Source organism: Nocardia exalbida NBRC 100660, from assembly GCF_000308575.1.
In the GTDB taxonomy this organism is placed as follows: domain Bacteria; phylum Actinomycetota; class Actinomycetes; order Mycobacteriales; family Mycobacteriaceae; genus Nocardia; species Nocardia exalbida.
The window spans coordinates 26,749-41,965 of record NZ_BAFZ01000024.1 but is presented as its reverse complement, the minus strand read 5'-3'; the positions used below and the strand labels follow the sequence as shown (position 1 = coordinate 41,965).

Here is a 15,217-nt window from a genome sequence, read left to right as displayed (position 1 = left end):
CCGATGAGTTCGAAACAGCGGCACGACAGTTGTTTCCGGGCGGTTCGGTTAGCGACGGCAGCATGTGTGCTGGCGCTCGGCGTCTCCGTCGGGCTCGGCGCACCCGGCGGAATCCCGGATGCACGAGCAGAGAAGCCCACCGTGAGCCCGAATACGCCACCGCCGCCGGGTGAGCCGGCCGCTCCGCCCGACAAGACCGAGCGGGCGTCGAATACTCCGTGCGCCAGTACCGGCTCCGGAGGCAACGGGCCCTCCACCCCAGAAGCACAACGGTCCCTCGACCTGGAGCACGCCTGGCGATTCTCCAAGGGCGCAGGCCAACTCGTGGCCGTCATCGACACCGGTGTCGCGCGTCATCCGCGCCTACCGGGATTGATCGCGGGCGGCGACTATGTGAGCAATGGTGACGGAACCGAGGACTGCGATGCGCATGGGACGTTGGTCGCGGGGCTGATAGCGGCGACAGAGGTCGACGGTCAGGGCTTCTCTGGAGTCGCCCCGGAGGCGCGAATCCTCACTATCCGCCAGACCAGCAAGCTGTACCAGAAAGAGGGCGCGAACCGGGACAAAGGGCCCGATGCGCTACCCCAGGGGTACGGCACCACTCGAACCATGGCGTCGGCGATCCGTCGTGCTGCGGACATGGGAGCGAGCGTGATCAATGTATCCGAAGTCGCGTGCAAGCCGACTTCTGAGCCTTTCGAAGACACCGATCTGGGTGCCGCTGTCCGGTATGCCGCCATCGAGAAGGACGTGGTCGTGGTGGTAGCAGCCGGCAACAGCGGCGAGAGCGCCGACGGTTGCAAGGGCTCCAACGCGATCATAGATCCTCTCGATCCCGCCGGCGACCCATGGGGCAAAGTAGACCTGAACGTATCCCCGGCCCGTTATGACGACTACGTGCTCGCTGTCGGTTCCATCAACGGGAACGGCCAGCCGTCAACCTTCACAGTGCCCGGGCCATGGCTGGGCGTGGCGGCGCCCGGCGAGAACATCACTTCCCTAGATCCACTGTTCAATGAGCCGAACAGCAAAGGTACTGCCGTCCAAGTCGGCAGCGTGCAGCAATCAGGAAAACTCGGGCCGATTCAGGGCACCAGTTTTGCCACCCCGCTGGTCTCAGGCGTAGCCGCACTGGTGCGAGCACGTTTCCCGGAGCTGAGCGCTCTGGAGGTCATCAAACGCATCGAGGCCACCGCCCACGCCCCTGCAGAAGGGTGGAACCCCTACGTCGGCTACGGCGCTGTCGATCCGATTGCCGCGCTGACCGCCGAAGTACCGAAAACGCTCCCACCCAAGCGGCCTGCGGCAGCCTCCAGTATGCAGTTGCAAGTTCCGGCGCCGACCCCACCGCCCGACCATCGCACACGAAACGTGGCGCTGATCGGCAGCGGCGGCATCGCCGGACTACTGGTTCTGGGCATGCTCGCCTCATTCCCGATCCGCCGCCGATTCGGCATCCGGGAGGACGAGTGACCGGCCGGAAACGGTTGTAGCTGTCGCCCAGGGGCTACAACCGCTCGGAATCATGCGACTCGGGTCAGGGGTAAGAATTGGCCTTGACAAACAAGCCCCACGATTTGTTTTCCACCCACTCCCACGGCTCACAGTAAAAAGTGACGCCAGGGGCAGTCGAGTTCGCATTTTGCCTCTGATAGTCGGCGTTGCGCCTCGCCGCCTCCTTCTCACATGCTTCCGAACTGCGGTATTCGACAAGCGGATCCGCGTACGCAGGCCCGGCATTGAACGCACAGACTCCCCCGATTACGGCAACCGATGCAGCAAGCGATGCCAGCACCGAAACCTTACTATTCATGCGAACCCCTTCCCTGACCCACCGTTCAGCAGTTGCTGCACGGCAATGTGGCGACGAACCTTGGAAACAAAACTTGGTCCGTCACATGGGTTGGATGTCGGTTGGAGGAGTTCGGTTCCCGCCCAGCAGAAGTCAGACCAGTGATCTACGTCATGGTCATGGGCCAGGCGTCAGACATCGGCCACGGGATTATTTCGCCGAAGCCACCGGCTGCCTAGCGGGTGAGGAATCCGGAGCGACACCGTCGTCGACCATAGCGCCCTCACGGCTGAGGGCGGGGCCGCTCGCGAGCAGTCCGACGATCGGCCAGGGCGCGGGTTCCGGGGTCACGCCCGATTCCTTGTCCCGACCTGATGCCTTGTCACCGAGTTCCGGGTCGCCGATGAGAACGGAGGTGCTGCGGTCGTCGGTGCCGTCCGTCTTCAACGAATCACACACCGTCCAGGCCCGCCCCTCGCCCTCGCCAGGATCAGTCCCGCCGCGTAGGCGCGGGACTGGGATCGCATGGGGTCGTGCAGCATTCGCGCGTCCCGGCGCACCAAGGCGTGCTCCATCCGCCGGACCAGAAAGCGGTAGCCGCACTGCCAGCGTGTGGTGGGTTTCGAAGGCACTATTCCTCCCCCGAACAGTGCTCACGTTCGGAACACAGTACAGTTCCCGGGGACTCTTGTTCAGCTCGGCCACAGCGAATCGGCCGATTTCGGGTACTTTGGGGGACGAGGATGGCGGAACCGGCAGGCGCGGGACCACGACCGCTTCTCGGGCGCGTCTCGATGCAGAACCTGCTGATCGCGCAGATCATCGGGCTGATCGCCGGAGTCGTCGCGCTGTTCGCCGGACTGCCCGGCCTTCCCGCCTTCGCCGTGGCGGTGGTCGTCGCGTTGATCCCGCTGGTTCCCGTCGCCAAACGCACCCTGCTGGACTGGATCGGTACGTATTGGCGCTATCTCACCCATCGTGACTACGAACTCGGCGACACCGTCGACTTCCGCGGCACGGACGGACGTTCGCTCGGCCTGTACTGGGACGGCAGCCGCGTGGTGACGGTGGTCGAGGTGCTGCCCCCGCCCGGCGGGCTGACCAGGATCGCCCGCACCACGGTGCACGCCTCGCACCTGCTTCCGCTCGCCGAGCTGGCGAAATGCCTGAACCAGCACGACATCCTGCTCAGCGGCATCGACATCATCAGCCACGGGCACCGCAGCCGTTCCGGCACACCAGCGGGCAAGATCTACGAATCGCTGCTCGGCCCGCTGCCCGCCACCGCCCACCGCACGGTGTGGCTCGCGATCGGTTTCGACGCGGTGGCCTGCCCGGAGGCCGCGGACCGGCGCGGCGGCGGAGCGGAAGGCGCCTCACGCGCGGTCACCATCGCCACCCAGCGGATCATGCGCACACTCGAGGACGCCGACTGCAACGCCCGCATCCTGACGGCGCCCGAGATCCGCAAAGCGGTCCTGCAGATCACCGGTGGCTACGACCCGCGCACGCTCGAACACCGCTGGCGCTATGCCGAAATCGGCAACAACGTGAACATCGGCAGCGCCGTGGATCCCAAGCGGCTCGCGTCCGATCTGCTCGCCCAGCTCTGGGTGGCTCCCTCGCGCGGAACGACGGTGGCGGTGCGGCTGCGCCCCGGCAGTTCGGCCGACTCGGTGAGCATCGGCGCCGCGTGGCGGCTGACCGCGCGGGAACTGCCGGAACGGTCCGAGTTGCCGGGCATGATCTCGATGAACGGACGCCACCGCGACGGGCTGCTTGCTCATCTGCCGCTCGCGGTTCCCGGTGTGGACGACACCGTCCCGATGATCGAGCACCTGATCGACATCGTCGACGATCTGCACCTGCCCTCCTCCGGCTGCGGCCAGCTGATCGGGTCGGACGACGAGGGAAACGGTGTGGCGGTCCGCATCGTCGGCGCGGGTATCTCGACGGTGTACGTCGCGGGCGAGTTGTATCTGGCGCAGCAGTTGGTGTTCCGCGCGCTCGCGGTCGGCGAACGGATCCTGATCCGCACCGATCGGGCGCGGGCATGGGAGAACCTGGTCACCACGATCGGCAATCCGGAGCGACTGACCATCGCGGCCGAAACACATCAGTCCGACGCGGGATTCACCGCCACGGTGGTGGACGGGGTGCTCGCGCCCGCCCCGCACGCGGGCGTCACCACCATCTATGTCACCGGTGACCCGATGGGCTGGCCCGCCAGCCGTCCCGACTTGGCCATCCACCAGCCCGGCGCGATCGGCAACCATGTGGTGCTGCGCACCGGCACCGCGCAGGTCGACCTGACCCTGGTGTCCATTCCCAGCGAAGCCACCTACATCGGTCAGCCGCGCGGCCGTCGGGCAATGCAACCGCAGTAGAAATCGCGAGTCTCCGCTCCCAAGCCATGCCCGGTGGCGGTCAACCGGGATACGGGTCAGCAGTGCGGGCGAATCGCAAAGTGCGCGCCCACCAGCCCAATTGGCGCAACATTCGTTCCGCCGCGTCGATGGCGGCGCCGTCACGAGTGTCGCCCGTTTCATCGAACGACTTCTTGGCCTGGTGGAAGCTGACCGTCTCGCGCACCGACACCATGTGGATTTCGGCGACGACCTGGCGTAGTTGCTCTACCGCACGCAGCCCGCCGGAAAGTCCGCCGTAGGAGACGAAAGCGATGGGTTTCGCGCGCCACTCGTGCTTCGCGGTGTCGAAGGCCGTCTTCAGCGACGCCGGGTAGCCGTGGTTGTACTCGGAGGTGACGACGACGAAAGCGTCGGCCTGCCGCAGACGCGCGCGATAGGCCACGGTCTCGTCGTTCTCGGTGAGTTCCACCGGCAATGGCGTGTGCGCGAGATCGATGACGCCGGTGTCGAATTCGGGATGGGCGCGCACCGTACGCAGGAACCAGTCCGCGACCACCGGCGCGAACCGCTCCGGACGCACACTGGCCACGATGACCTCGAGCCGTAACGGAGTATCCACCGCGCGAGCCTAACTCGGGACCTGTCGACCGCCGGGCACCGCCGCGCACGGAACACCCCGCGAGCCGGGCCTACCACCGTTGTCGGGCCACCCAAGTACCGATACGCAAGTCGCAATTCACCCGCCACGGACGTACTCAGAAGAGTTGCCGCGAACCGGCTTCCCGGCAGTGGCGAATACCCGGCCCCCAATACAGCGGATACGCTTTGGCCGATCAGACGCCTACCCTTCGCGCGTCGGTAGACACCCCGAACGAGCACAGCATTGAGCAGGCGCTGAAGGCACCGCAACTGGACCAGCGAGCGTTCGATCCCGCGTATATCCCTCGCGCAACATCGGCCCAACCAAGTCCATCGAGCCGAGCATTGCCCGTTCGCGGCCCGGCTCGCCGTAAGCGGGCCGCGAACACTGTGCACCGCCGAACTGGAAGACGAAGACGGAGACGAAATGATCCTGGTAACCGGCGCCACCGGCAATGTCGGCGCGGAACTGGTGCGGACTCTCACCGGGTCGGGCGAGCAGGTGCGAGCACTGGTGCGCGACCCCGCCAAGGCGACGCTCCCGACGGGCGCCGAGGCCGTCACCGGCGATCTGAATCGCCCGGAGACGCTGGCCGACGCACTGGACGGCGTGGACGGAATGTTCCTGCTCCCCGGCTACGACAACCTGCCGGATCTGCTGGAACGCGCGAACAAGGCCGGAGTGCGCCGGGTCGCGCTGCTCTCCGGCGGTTCGGCCGCGCTGCGGGACATGGACAACGCCGTATCCCGCTACATGACGCTGTCCGAGGACGCGGTGCGCGCCTCCGAACTGAGCTGGACCCTGCTGCGCCCGCGGTCGTTCATGTCGAACGCGCTGCGCTGGTTGCCGCAACTCGCCGCGGGCGACGTCGTCCGCGTGCAGTTTCCCGGAGTCCGGGTCGGCGCGATCGACCCCGCCGACATCGCGGCGGTCGCGGCCGCGGCGCTCACGCGAGACGAACTCTCCGGGCAGGTGCTCGAGCTCACCGGCCCGCAGGCGCTGCGACCGGCGGAACAGGTCGCTGTGCTCGCCGCGGTGCTGAACCGGCCGCTCGTGGCACACGAACTCAGCGACGCGGAGACCGAGGCCGAACTGGCCGCCACCATGCCGAGGCAGTACGTCGACGCGTTCCTCAGCTTCTTCGTCGAGGGCACGCTGGACGAGGCGACGCTCTACCCGACCGTCGAGCAGGTGACCGGCCGATCACCGCGCACCTTCGAGCAGTGGGCGAACGACCACGCCGAAGCCTTCGCGCCGACACCGAGCTGACGGCTTCCGGCCGAGGGGCCAGAACCTGCCGAACGCCCTGGTCACCACCATCGGACTCAGGGCAGTTCGAACGGCAGCGACACTCCCGCGTGGACGCGGCAGCGGTCACACGTGTCGGTGCCGTCCACCCCGGCCACCGCGCGGCGGATGAGTTCTTTGAAGGGCGCGAGGTTGCGTTTGAACTCGGCGAAGACGTCGACGGCGTGCACTCCCTCGCCCTCCTCCAGACCGGCGTCCAGATCGGTCACGAGAGCGACGGCGGCGTAGCACATTTCGAGTTCGCGGGCGAGCACCGCCTCCGGATGACCGGTCATGTTCACCAGGTCCCAGCCCTGCGCGGCGAACCACCGGCTCTCGGCGCGGGTGGAGAAGCGCGGTCCCTCGACCACGACCATCGTGCCCGCGTGCATCATGTGCAGCGCGTCGGACTCGGCCTTGATGGCGGCGGCGCGCAGTTCCTCGCAGTACGGATCGGCGAAGGACACGTGAATGCCGCCACCGTCGAAGTAGGTCTGCGGACGGCCGGAGGTCCGGTCGACCAGCTGATCGGGCACCGCGACCGTGCCGGGGCCCCAGTCCGCCCGCAGGCTGCCCACCGCGCAGGGCGCGAAGATGCGGCGCACGCCCAGCGAGCGCAGGGCCCACAGATTGGCCCGGTAGGGCAGGGTGTGCGGCGCGAATTCGTGGTTCTTGCCGTGTCGCGGCAAGAACGCCACCTGCCTGCCCTCCACCTCTCCGACGGCGATCCCCGCGCTCGGGGCGCCATAGGGAGTCTCGACCTCGATGGTGGTCGCCTCGTTGTCGAAGAAATCGTAGAAGCCGCTGCCGCCGATGACGGCGAGCGCGGGCCGGGGGTGCGAACTCATACCCCGATTGTCTCGTCCCGCGACGGCCGTCGCGCGGCGGGCTGCGCGTTACCCTGCTTCCGGGGCGGCTCGTCGACTGTTGCGGCCGGCCGCCGGGTAGTCGTCACGCGGGTCCGACCTGACAAGACGACCCGAAAACTGTACCCTAGGGGGGTATTGATCCGGTTCCGGCGACCGGCAGGCAGCGAGGAGACATCGGTGGAAGATTCCCCCCACGACCACACGGCGGCCGAGCACGCCGGGCACGGCTATATCACCGCCAAAGACGACTACCTCAAGCGGCTGCGGCGCATCGAGGGCCAAGCGCGCGGTCTGCAGCGGATGGTCGAGGAGGAGAAGTACTGCATCGACATCCTCACCCAGGTCTCCGCGATGACGAAAGCCCTGCAGGCGGTAGCGATGGGCCTGCTGGAGGACCACATCAGCCACTGCGTGGTCGACGCGGCCGTCGCGGGTGGCCCGGAGGCCGAAGCCAAGATCAAGGAGGCCACCGACGCCATCGCCCGCCTGGTCCGGTCCTGACGTCGCTAGCCGTGCCAGCGGCGGTAGACCGCGGCCGCGCCGGGATGTAGCGGAATCGAGCCGGTGCTGATCAGCGAGCGCCCGTCGAGGAACTGGGTGCCCGCCGCTTCGGTGGGCACCAGCGCGTCGGCGTGCCATACCAGCAGTTCGACGATCGAAGCGGCCACTTCCTCGGGCATGGCGGGGGCGGCGAGCAAGAGATTGGCCACCCCGATGGTGTGCACCGAGACACCGCCCGGATAGGCGTCCGCGGGAATCGCGACCCGGTCGTACACCGGCCCGAACAGCTCTCGCATCGGCGCGGCCAGTTCGCCCATGTCCACCAGCCGCATCCGGCTCGGCACCGCGAGCAGCCTGGTCGGGACGCCGCCCGCCCACAACAGCGCATCGGCCTCGCCTGCGGTCAGGGCGGCCACCGCCTCCGTCAAGGGGCGGTGCGAAATCTCAACGTCGGCATGCGGGTCCAGCCCCGCGACGCGCAGGATCCGCTCGCCGGTCAGGGCCGCGCCCGACCCTTCCGCACCCAGGCTCACCCGGGTTCCACGCAGGTCCGCGACCGAGCCGATCGTGCTGTCCGAGCGCACGACCAACTGCAGGTAGTTCTCGTAGACCCGCCCCAGCGCGCACACCCGATCGGCGTCGTCTCGCAGCGAGTCCGCGAGCGCTAGTGCGGCATCGACCTCGCCGCGCGCCAGCAAAGCCAGATTGGCCTGCGAGCCCGAGGTGGCGACCCGCTCGATCCGCACGTCTCCGATGTTCTCGGCGGCCAGCCCGAGCAACCCCGCGAAGGCGTGATAGAAGCCGCCGACCTCGCCCGAGGCCAGCCGCACCGTGGCTTCCCCGCCGCTCGGAGCGCAGCCTGCGAGACCCGCGGCGACAGCCAACGCGAGGAAGCCGCGCCGATCGATGCCGCGCCGGCGGATCGGCTCGCGGCCGGTCACCGGGCCTCCGCCGCGGGCAAGCGCACACTCACCGCGAGACCGTGCGGACGCGTCGCCACGACGGTGAGAACGCCACCGCGCGCCTGCGCCAACGCCGCGGCGATCGGCAGGCCCAGCCCCGAGCCACCGCTCCCCGCGGACGAACCACGGAAGAAACGCGTGGTCAGCTTGTCTATCTCGTCGGGGGGAACACCGATGCCGTCGTCGCGGACGGTCACGGTGACCCAGCCCGGCTCCGTCGCGACGACGAGATCGACGTGCGCGCCCGCCCCCGCGTAGCGTGTGGCGTTGCTCAGCGGTACGTCGAGCATCTGCGCGAGCACGTCGGCGGGGACCGCGACGTCGGCGCGCTCGGTCATGGGCGGCACCCGCAGTCGCTGGCCGGCCGCCTCGAACGCCGAGCACCAGGCGTCGAATCGGTCGGCCGCCACCTGCACGGCGTCGCAGTGGTTGTCGCCCTCGGCGGTGTGCGCCATGTCGAAGGCCGCGGGTGTCTCGGCGACGGCCAAGCTGAGCAGGCCGTCGAGCAGCGCGGTGAGCCGGTCGACCTCGGCGCCCGCGCCGCGGAAGGTGCTCGCCGCACCGGCCGGGATCGCGGGCTCCAGGGAATCCAGGCGGATGGTCAGGGCGGCGAGCGGGTTGCGCATCGCGTGCGCGGTGTGGGCGACCAGTTGGCGCTGCGCGTCCGCCGAATCGGCGACCGCCAGAGCCATCGCGTCGAAGGACTCCACCAGCGCGCGCATCTCGGGCGGCCCGCCGTAGCGGCCCGCGATCGACACCGGAGCGATTGTCCCCGCCCGCGGCTTGGGCAGCGTCGCGGTCAATTCCGCCACACCCTGTGACAGCGCCGCCAGCGGCCGCAGCACCCAGCGGCCGATCGTCACCGCCAGCAGCACGAACAGCGCCATCGCGACGACGCCGCCGAGCACGATCACCGCCCAGGCCCGCGCGATGTCACCGCGGGCGCGCGCCGTCGACGCCTCGATCACCACGGCGCCGTTCACCTGCACACCGGTGCCGACCGGCCGTGCGACGAGCATGGTCGGCGCGCCCCACGGCGTCAGCTTGTCCGCCGCGTGCGGGCGCTGGTTGCGGCGGGCGGCCGCCACCGCCGCTTCGACGTCGCGATCGTTCACGTCGGCGCCCGCGTTCACCGTCGTCGCACCCCTGGCGTCGACCACCAGCACGTTCTCGCCGTACAGCTCGTGGTAGCGCAGTACCTCGTCGACCAGCGCGCGGCTGTCTCCCGCGGTGACCGCGTCGTCGGCCAGGGTGGCGAAGCGGTCGGCGTCCCCGGACCGGGCCAGCACCAGCTGCTGGGTGCGGCTGGTGGCGACGGTCAGCGACAGCGGCACCGCGAACGCCAGCACCGCGATGGCCGCGAACAATGTCAGCGCGACGAGCAGGCGACGCCGCATGGCAAACCTCCGGCCCACCGGACCGCGCTCACTGTCCCCATCGATACCCGTATCCGCGGATGGTGGTGATCAGGCCGGGCCGGTTGAGCTTCGCCCGCAGCCCGGTCATGTGCACATCCAGGGAACGCGAGACCGCGACGAAGGCGTCACCCCAGATGCGATCCATCAACTGCTGGCGGCTCACCGCGGCCCCCGGCCGTTCCACCAGCGCCTCGACCAATTCGAACTCCTTCTGGGTCAACGGCACCGGCGCACCGGCGACCTCCACCACGCGAGCGCCCAGGTCCACCCGCACGTCACCGGTGACAACGACCGATTGCGCCTGCCGCGCCGCGGCCGCCGCCCGCCTGGTGACCGTCTCCAGCCGCGCGACGAGTTCCGCGATCCGCGGCGGCTTGACCAGATAGTCGTCCGCGCCGCCGCGCAGGCCGCGCACGATCGAACGTTCGTCGCTGCGCGCGGTGAGGATCAGCACCGGAACCGAACTCACTTCGCGCAGTCTGCGCAACACCTGCAGTCCGTCGCCGTCGGGCAGTCCGAGGTCGAGGACCACGGCGTCGAAGTCGCGGTGCGCGACCAGCAGATCCGCTCCGCGACGCATGCGTTCGGCGCGGTAACCGCGGGCGTTCAAGGCCTCGACCAGCGCGTCTCCCACGCCGTCGTCGTCCTCGACCACCGCAAGCCGCACGCGCCGATCCTCCCACAGCGGGGGGACCGGCGCGTGCGCCGGACGGTCAGTCACGCACGGTGGCCATCCGCCGTCGCGGCGCCGCCGCCGCGGCGCCGGTGGACTCGCCGTCGATCTGCGACGAGGCCGAGGTCTCCCGCATGAAGTAGTAGGTGATCAGCGAGATGGCGATGCAGCCCGCGACGTACCAGAAGTACAGCGACTCGTGGCCGCCCTTCTTCAGCGCGAGCGCGATCGTCTCCGCAGTGCCGCCGAAGATGGCGACGGTGAGGGCGTAGGGCAGCCCGACACCGAGCGCGCGGATCTTCGTCGGGAAGAGTTCGGCCTTCACGATCGCGTTGATCGAGGTGTATCCCGTGATGATCAGCAGGGCGACCATCATCAGGCCCCACGCGGCGACCGGATTGGTGGTGTGCGCGAGCACCGTCATGATCGGCACGGTGAGCAGCGTGCCCGCCACGCCGAAGAAGATCAGCAGTTTGCGCCTGCCCACCCGGTCCGACAGCGCGCCCGCCAGCGGTTGCAGCACCACGAAGACCAGCAGCGCGATGAAGTTGATCCACGCCACCGTCGATTTGGAGATGCCGGAGGTATTGATCATGAACTTCTGCATGTAGGTCGTATACGTGTAGAACGCGACCGTTCCGCCCAGCGTCAACCCGACCACCAGCAGACACTCGCGGGGGTATTGCAACAGGATCCGCAACGAACCACGTGACTGCCCCGCTTCGGCGGCCGTCGCCTTCTTCTGCGACGCCTGCCCGGATTCGGCGCGGAACTGCTCGGACTCGTCCATGCCGCGCCGCAGCCACATCACGATCAGCGCACCGGCGGCGCCGATCACGAACGGAATCCGCCAGCCCCAGGCGTTCATCCGGTCGGCGTCGAGGAATTGTTGCAGCACGATCTGCACCCCGAGCGCGACGAGCTGGCCTGCCACCAGGGTCACGTACTGGAAACTCGAGTAGAACCCGCGCCTGCCCGCCGAGGCCACCTCGGACAGATACGTCGCGCTGGTGGCGTATTCGCCGCCGACCGACAGACCTTGCAGGAGCCGGGCGATCAGCAGCAGGGCCGGAGCGGCCACACCGATGGTCTGGTAGCCGGGTGTCACCGCGATCAGCAGAGAACCCGCCGCCATCACGGTCACCGACAGGGTCAGCGCCGAACGACGGCCGAACCGGTCGGCGTACCGGCCCAGTGCCCAACCGCCGATCGGACGCATCAGGAAGCCGACCGCGAACACGGCGGCGGTGGACAACAGCTGTGCCGTCGGATCGTCCTTGGGGAAGAACGTCTTCGCGAAGTACACGCTGAACGCGGCGTAGACATACCAGTCGTACCACTCGACCAGGTTTCCGATGGATCCGCGTAGCACGTTCGCGACCACCCGGCGCTCACTCACGGGCTGTGTCGTAGTCACAAGATCTCCTCCTCCGACGCCTCATCACGTCGTCGCAGATCAGTGTGGCGACAGTCACAAGCTCGCGGAATGGCTCTCGATGCTTCCTAACAGTCCCTTAGGACGATCGCCGGCAAACACCTCGGCCCCGGCAAGATGCCGGGGCCGGAGGCGAGCCGATGCTCAGGCTTTCGCGGTCAGCAGCGGGGCGAGGGTGCGCAGCGCGGGGAGGTAGTTGTCGCCGAGGATCTGCACCGCGACATGGTCGGCGCCGGCGTCGAGATGCTCCGACAGCCGGGCAGCTATCCGCTCCGGCGTGCCGTACGCGATGACGGCGTCGAACACGCGATCACCGGGCGGGACGGCGAGGTCGGCGTCGGCGAAGCCGAACCGGCGCAGGTTCGACGCGTAGTTGGTCAGGCCCAGGTAGAACTCGACGGTCCCGTCGGCGACGGCGTGCGCGGCTCGGGTGTCGTCGGTCAGCACCACCTTGTGCTCGGTGGCCAGCAGCGCGTCCGGGCCGACGATCTCGCGGGCCTTGGCGGTGTGCGCCGCGGGTACGAAGTACGGCAGCGGCCCCGAGGACCGCTCGGCGGCCAGCTTCAGCACCCGCGGGCCGAGTGCGGCCACCGCGCGCCGTTCGGCGGGCACTCCGGCGGCGTCTAGGTCGTCCAGGTATTCGACCAGCGCGTCGTACGGCTTGCGGTACTCGCCTGTGTGCTCGGGGTGTCCCGCGCCGATGCCGAGCAGGAACCGGCCGGGGAAGCGCGCCTCGATCCGGTGGAAGGAGTCGGCCGTCTCCTTCGCGGGCGACGCCCAGATGTTCACGATGCTGGTGGCCACGGTGATCGTCTCGGTCGCCTCCAGCAGCGGTTCGACGGCTGCCAGATCCGCGGGCGGCGAGGCCCCCAACCACAGCGCGCCGTAGCCCAGCTGCTCCAATTCCCGTGCGTCCTCGGGGCCGAACCCGTTGAACGCCCGCCACACTCCGAACCGTCCGAGACTGTCGAATGCCATGTCCCGAGCCAACACGTGCCCGGAGACGGCTATTCCGGGCCGGCGGATCTCGCGGTCGCGCATCCGTCGGGCTTGATGCTCTCCCGCTTCAGGAGGGCTACTGTGGCTATTGCACAGCTATGGCGTTTGCCGCCGTGGCAGGCGTCACCACTAACCAGATGGAGGTGATCGCTGTGCTGAGATTCGATCCGTTTCATGACATAGACACTGTCGCCCGCCAGTTGCTCGGCGAAAGCGCGGGAACCGGTCGCGCACCGCGATTCATGCCGATGGATCTGTTCAAGGCGGGAGATCATTACGTCCTGAACGCGGACCTGCCCGGCGTCGATCCCGGCTCGATCGACGTCAGTGTCGACAACGGCACGCTCACCCTGCGGGCCCAACGCACCGTGCCGAGCGAGGAAGGCGTCCAGTGGATCGCCTCGGAACGCTTCGCGGGCACCTTCATGCGCCAGGTGTCGCTGGGTGAGAACGTCGACGTCGAGAACATCAGCGCGACGTACAACAACGGTGTGCTCTCGGTGACGATTCCGATCGCGGAGCGCGCGAAGCCGCGGCGAATCCAGATCTCCGGCGCGTCCCAGGAACCGAGGACGATCGAAGCGCAAACGGGCCGTTCCGGACAGCCGGCGCAGGCCGAGCAGCAGGGACAGTCTCAGCAGCAGTACAGGCAATCGTCGAAGTGAGCGCCGCCGCGCTGCCCGCACCCGAGCACGGGTGCGGGCAGCCCCGCATTCCTAGTCGCCGCAGCAACCCGCCGCGGGGACCGACCGCATCTCCCGCGTCTGCGCGTTGCGGGCGGCGAGTTCCCCGTCGGCCGGGTAGTCGACGGCGATCAGGCTCAAACCGTGCGCGGGCGCGACGGTGACCGAGCTGGAGCGCTCCGTCTCCCGCAGCAACGCGGCGACCCATTCCACGGTGCGCCGCCCCTCGCCGACGGCGAGCACCGCGCCGACCAGGCTGCGCACCATCGACCAGCAGAACGCGTCGGCGCTGACGTAGGCGACCAGCAGATCACCGTCGCGCACCCAGTCGAAGCGCTGCAACTCCCGGACCGTCGTCGCGCCCTCCCTGCGGCGGCAGAACGCGGCGAAATCGTGCAGCCCCAACAGTGTTCGCGAAGCCTCCCGCATAGCCCCGACATCGACGCCGGATCGGCAAGCGACCACGCTGCGGGCCTGCAGCGGCTCCGCCCCGTACGGCGCGGTGGTCAGCCGATAGGCGTAGTGGCGGCGGATGGCGGAGAACCGGGCGTCGAACTCGGGCGGGGCCGGGCGCGCCCCCGTGATCCGCACGTCCTTCGGCAGGAATCGCGCCATTCGGTGCACCAGCTTCTCCGCGTCCAGTTCGCCGGACGTGTCGAAGTGCGCGACCTGCCCCTCGGCGTGCACACCCGCGTCCGTTCGCCCCGCCACGGTCAGCTGGATCGGCTCACGGAACACCTTGCTCAGCGCGTCCTCCAGCACGCCCTGCACGGTGCGCAGACCGGGCTGACGTGCCCAGCCGGTGAAATCCGTTCCGTCGTAAGCGATGCTCAGCCGGACCCGCGACATGCCGGTTTCCGGCACGTCCTCGGGCGGCCGGTCCGCACTCGATCCCACCGATTCCTCCACGGTCACATGATCCTCCGGTCGAAACGAACGAGCCCGCCGACCCAGTGCGGGTGGCGGGCTCGTGCGCGAACTCCGAACGCTCGGCGTCAGGCGTCCTTCTTGTCCTCAGCGGTTTCCTCGGCAGCCGGAGCCTCGGCGGTCTCGGCGGTGGCCTCCTCGGCCTCCTCCTCGACGACCTCGGCGGCCGGAGCCTCCTCCGCCTTCTTCGACGCGGCGACGCGACGGGCGCGATCGGCCTCGTTGGTCACGGTCTTCTCCCGGACCAGCTCGATGACCGCCATCGGCGCGTTGTCACCCTTACGCGGCAGCGTCTTGGTGATGCGGGTGTAACCACCCTCGCGTCCCTCGAACGACGGACCGATCTCGGCGAAGAGTTCGTGTACGACGTTCTTGTTGCGGATGACCTTCAGCACCTCGCGACGGTCGGCCAGAGTGCCGCCCTTCGCCTTGGTGATCAGCTTCTCCGCGTAGGGGCGCACGGCCTTGGCCTTGGCCTCGGTGGTGGTGATCCGGCCGTGCTCGAAGAGCGCCGTCGCCAGATTGGCGAAGATCGCCTTCTGGTGCGACGCCGACCCGCCGAAGCGGGCACCCTTCTTGGGCTTGGGCATTGTGGTGTTCTCCTGTGTGTCTTTTGCGGCGCTCCCGGCGCCCTGCGTGGTTACGCTCTGCTACCGCTT

Annotated in this window: 15 protein-coding genes and 1 pseudogene; 5 read left to right on the top strand and 11 right to left on the bottom strand. The window is 68.7% G+C overall.

Features of this window, described 5'->3' with window-relative positions; translation table 11 throughout:
• Positions 1 to 3: 3 nt before the first annotated feature.
• Positions 4 to 1,476: a type VII secretion-associated serine protease mycosin gene (gene mycP, locus ON29_RS04865; protein WP_083863241.1), complete on the top strand. Its 1,473-nt coding sequence runs from the start codon at positions 4 to 6 to the stop codon at positions 1,474 to 1,476.
• A 529-nt stretch (positions 1,477 to 2,005) separates the two neighbouring features.
• Here the strand turns inward: mycP and ON29_RS36345 are convergent.
• Entirely contained in the window at positions 2,006 to 2,242 is a 237-nt protein-coding gene (locus ON29_RS36345) for a type VII secretion protein EccB (RefSeq protein WP_040864922.1), read from the bottom strand.
• A 35-nt stretch (positions 2,243 to 2,277) separates the two neighbouring features.
• Positions 2,278 to 2,427, bottom strand: a pseudogene (locus tag ON29_RS36340) (type VII secretion protein EccB); the annotation flags it as partial.
• A 111-nt stretch (positions 2,428 to 2,538) separates the two neighbouring features.
• Between ON29_RS36340 and eccE the strand changes: the two are divergent.
• Positions 2,539 to 4,182 (top strand): type VII secretion protein EccE, encoded by a 1,644-nt coding sequence (gene eccE / locus ON29_RS04855; protein WP_040864921.1) that lies wholly within the window; start codon positions 2,539 to 2,541, stop codon positions 4,180 to 4,182.
• A 40-nt stretch (positions 4,183 to 4,222) separates the two neighbouring features.
• On the opposite strand, the gene ON29_RS04850 is transcribed toward eccE, so the two are convergent.
• Positions 4,223 to 4,783, bottom strand: coding sequence for an NADPH-dependent FMN reductase (locus tag ON29_RS04850; RefSeq protein ID WP_040864920.1), 561 nt, complete (start codon positions 4,781 to 4,783; stop codon positions 4,223 to 4,225).
• 447 nt (positions 4,784 to 5,230) lie between these two features.
• Here ON29_RS04850 and ON29_RS04845 point away from each other — a divergent pair, with 447 nt between their 5' ends.
• Positions 5,231 to 6,073: an NAD(P)H-binding protein gene (locus tag ON29_RS04845; RefSeq protein WP_040864919.1), complete on the top strand. Its 843-nt coding sequence runs from the start codon at positions 5,231 to 5,233 to the stop codon at positions 6,071 to 6,073.
• A 56-nt stretch (positions 6,074 to 6,129) separates the two neighbouring features.
• On the opposite strand, the gene ON29_RS04840 is transcribed toward ON29_RS04845, so the two are convergent.
• Positions 6,130 to 6,939 (bottom strand): S-methyl-5'-thioadenosine phosphorylase, encoded by an 810-nt coding sequence (locus ON29_RS04840; RefSeq protein WP_040864918.1) that lies wholly within the window; start codon positions 6,937 to 6,939, stop codon positions 6,130 to 6,132.
• Between the two features lie 198 nt (positions 6,940 to 7,137).
• On the opposite strand from ON29_RS04840, the gene ON29_RS04835 reads away from it, so the two are divergent.
• Positions 7,138 to 7,461 carry a metal-sensitive transcriptional regulator gene (locus ON29_RS04835; RefSeq protein ID WP_040864917.1) on the top strand — a complete coding sequence of 108 codons (324 nt, stop codon included), beginning with the start codon at positions 7,138 to 7,140 and terminating at the stop codon, positions 7,459 to 7,461.
• A gap of 5 nt (positions 7,462 to 7,466) precedes the next feature.
• Here ON29_RS04835 and ON29_RS04830 read toward each other — a convergent pair whose 3' ends face one another.
• The 5 genes from ON29_RS04830 to ON29_RS04810 all read right to left on the bottom strand — a co-directional run bounded on the left by ON29_RS04830 (position 7,467) and on the right by ON29_RS04810 (position 12,927).
• The gene (locus ON29_RS04830) at positions 7,467 to 8,402 is read right to left on the bottom strand and encodes a TAXI family TRAP transporter solute-binding subunit (RefSeq protein WP_245548825.1); all 936 of its coding nucleotides are present in this window, start codon (positions 8,400 to 8,402) and stop codon (positions 7,467 to 7,469) included.
• Entirely contained in the window at positions 8,399 to 9,820 is a 1,422-nt protein-coding gene (locus tag ON29_RS04825) for a sensor histidine kinase (protein WP_040864916.1), read from the bottom strand. The genes ON29_RS04830 and ON29_RS04825 overlap by 4 nt, the downstream gene beginning before the upstream one ends.
• 28 nt (positions 9,821 to 9,848) lie before the next feature.
• Entirely contained in the window at positions 9,849 to 10,508 is a 660-nt protein-coding gene (locus ON29_RS04820; RefSeq protein WP_040864915.1) for a response regulator transcription factor, read from the bottom strand.
• A 46-nt stretch (positions 10,509 to 10,554) separates the two neighbouring features.
• Positions 10,555 to 11,931, bottom strand: a complete 1,377-nt coding sequence (locus ON29_RS04815) for an MFS transporter (RefSeq protein WP_040864914.1) — start codon at positions 11,929 to 11,931, stop codon at positions 10,555 to 10,557.
• 162 nt (positions 11,932 to 12,093) lie between these two features.
• Positions 12,094 to 12,927, bottom strand: coding sequence for an LLM class F420-dependent oxidoreductase (locus ON29_RS04810; RefSeq protein WP_040864945.1), 834 nt, complete (start codon positions 12,925 to 12,927; stop codon positions 12,094 to 12,096).
• Between the two features lie 173 nt (positions 12,928 to 13,100).
• On the opposite strand from ON29_RS04810, the gene ON29_RS04805 reads away from it, so the two are divergent.
• Positions 13,101 to 13,613: an Hsp20/alpha crystallin family protein gene (locus ON29_RS04805; protein WP_051174880.1), complete on the top strand. Its 513-nt coding sequence runs from the start codon at positions 13,101 to 13,103 to the stop codon at positions 13,611 to 13,613.
• A gap of 51 nt (positions 13,614 to 13,664) precedes the next feature.
• On the opposite strand, the gene truA is transcribed toward ON29_RS04805, so the two are convergent.
• Together truA and rplQ are read right to left on the bottom strand one after the other, a co-directional pair.
• Entirely contained in the window at positions 13,665 to 14,480 is an 816-nt protein-coding gene (gene truA, locus ON29_RS04800; protein WP_040864943.1) for a tRNA pseudouridine(38-40) synthase TruA, read from the bottom strand.
• 146 nt (positions 14,481 to 14,626) lie between these two features.
• Positions 14,627 to 15,148, bottom strand: a complete 522-nt coding sequence (rplQ, locus tag ON29_RS04795) for a 50S ribosomal protein L17 (RefSeq protein ID WP_040864913.1) — start codon at positions 15,146 to 15,148, stop codon at positions 14,627 to 14,629.
• Positions 15,149 to 15,217: the final 69 nt, after the last annotated feature.

Excerpts from the sequence above, each read along its gene's own strand:
- mycP (WP_083863241.1), top strand. The coding sequence starts at position 4 with ATGAGTTCGAAACAGCGGCACGACAGTTGTTTCCGGGCGGTTCGGTTA.
- eccE (WP_040864921.1), top strand. The coding sequence starts at position 2,539 with ATGGCGGAACCGGCAGGCGCGGGACCACGACCGCTTCTCGGGCGCGTC.
- ON29_RS04845 (WP_040864919.1), top strand. The coding sequence starts at position 5,231 with ATGATCCTGGTAACCGGCGCCACCGGCAATGTCGGCGCGGAACTGGTG.
- ON29_RS04840 (WP_040864918.1), bottom strand. The coding sequence starts at position 6,939 with ATGAGTTCGCACCCCCGGCCCGCGCTCGCCGTCATCGGCGGCAGCGGC.
- ON29_RS04825 (WP_040864916.1), bottom strand. The coding sequence starts at position 9,820 with ATGCGGCGTCGCCTGCTCGTCGCGCTGACATTGTTCGCGGCCATCGCG.
- ON29_RS04810 (WP_040864945.1), bottom strand. The coding sequence starts at position 12,927 with ATGGCATTCGACAGTCTCGGACGGTTCGGAGTGTGGCGGGCGTTCAAC.
- truA (WP_040864943.1), bottom strand. The coding sequence starts at position 14,480 with ATGTCGCGGGTCCGGCTGAGCATCGCTTACGACGGAACGGATTTCACC.
- rplQ (WP_040864913.1), bottom strand. The coding sequence starts at position 15,148 with ATGCCCAAGCCCAAGAAGGGTGCCCGCTTCGGCGGGTCGGCGTCGCAC.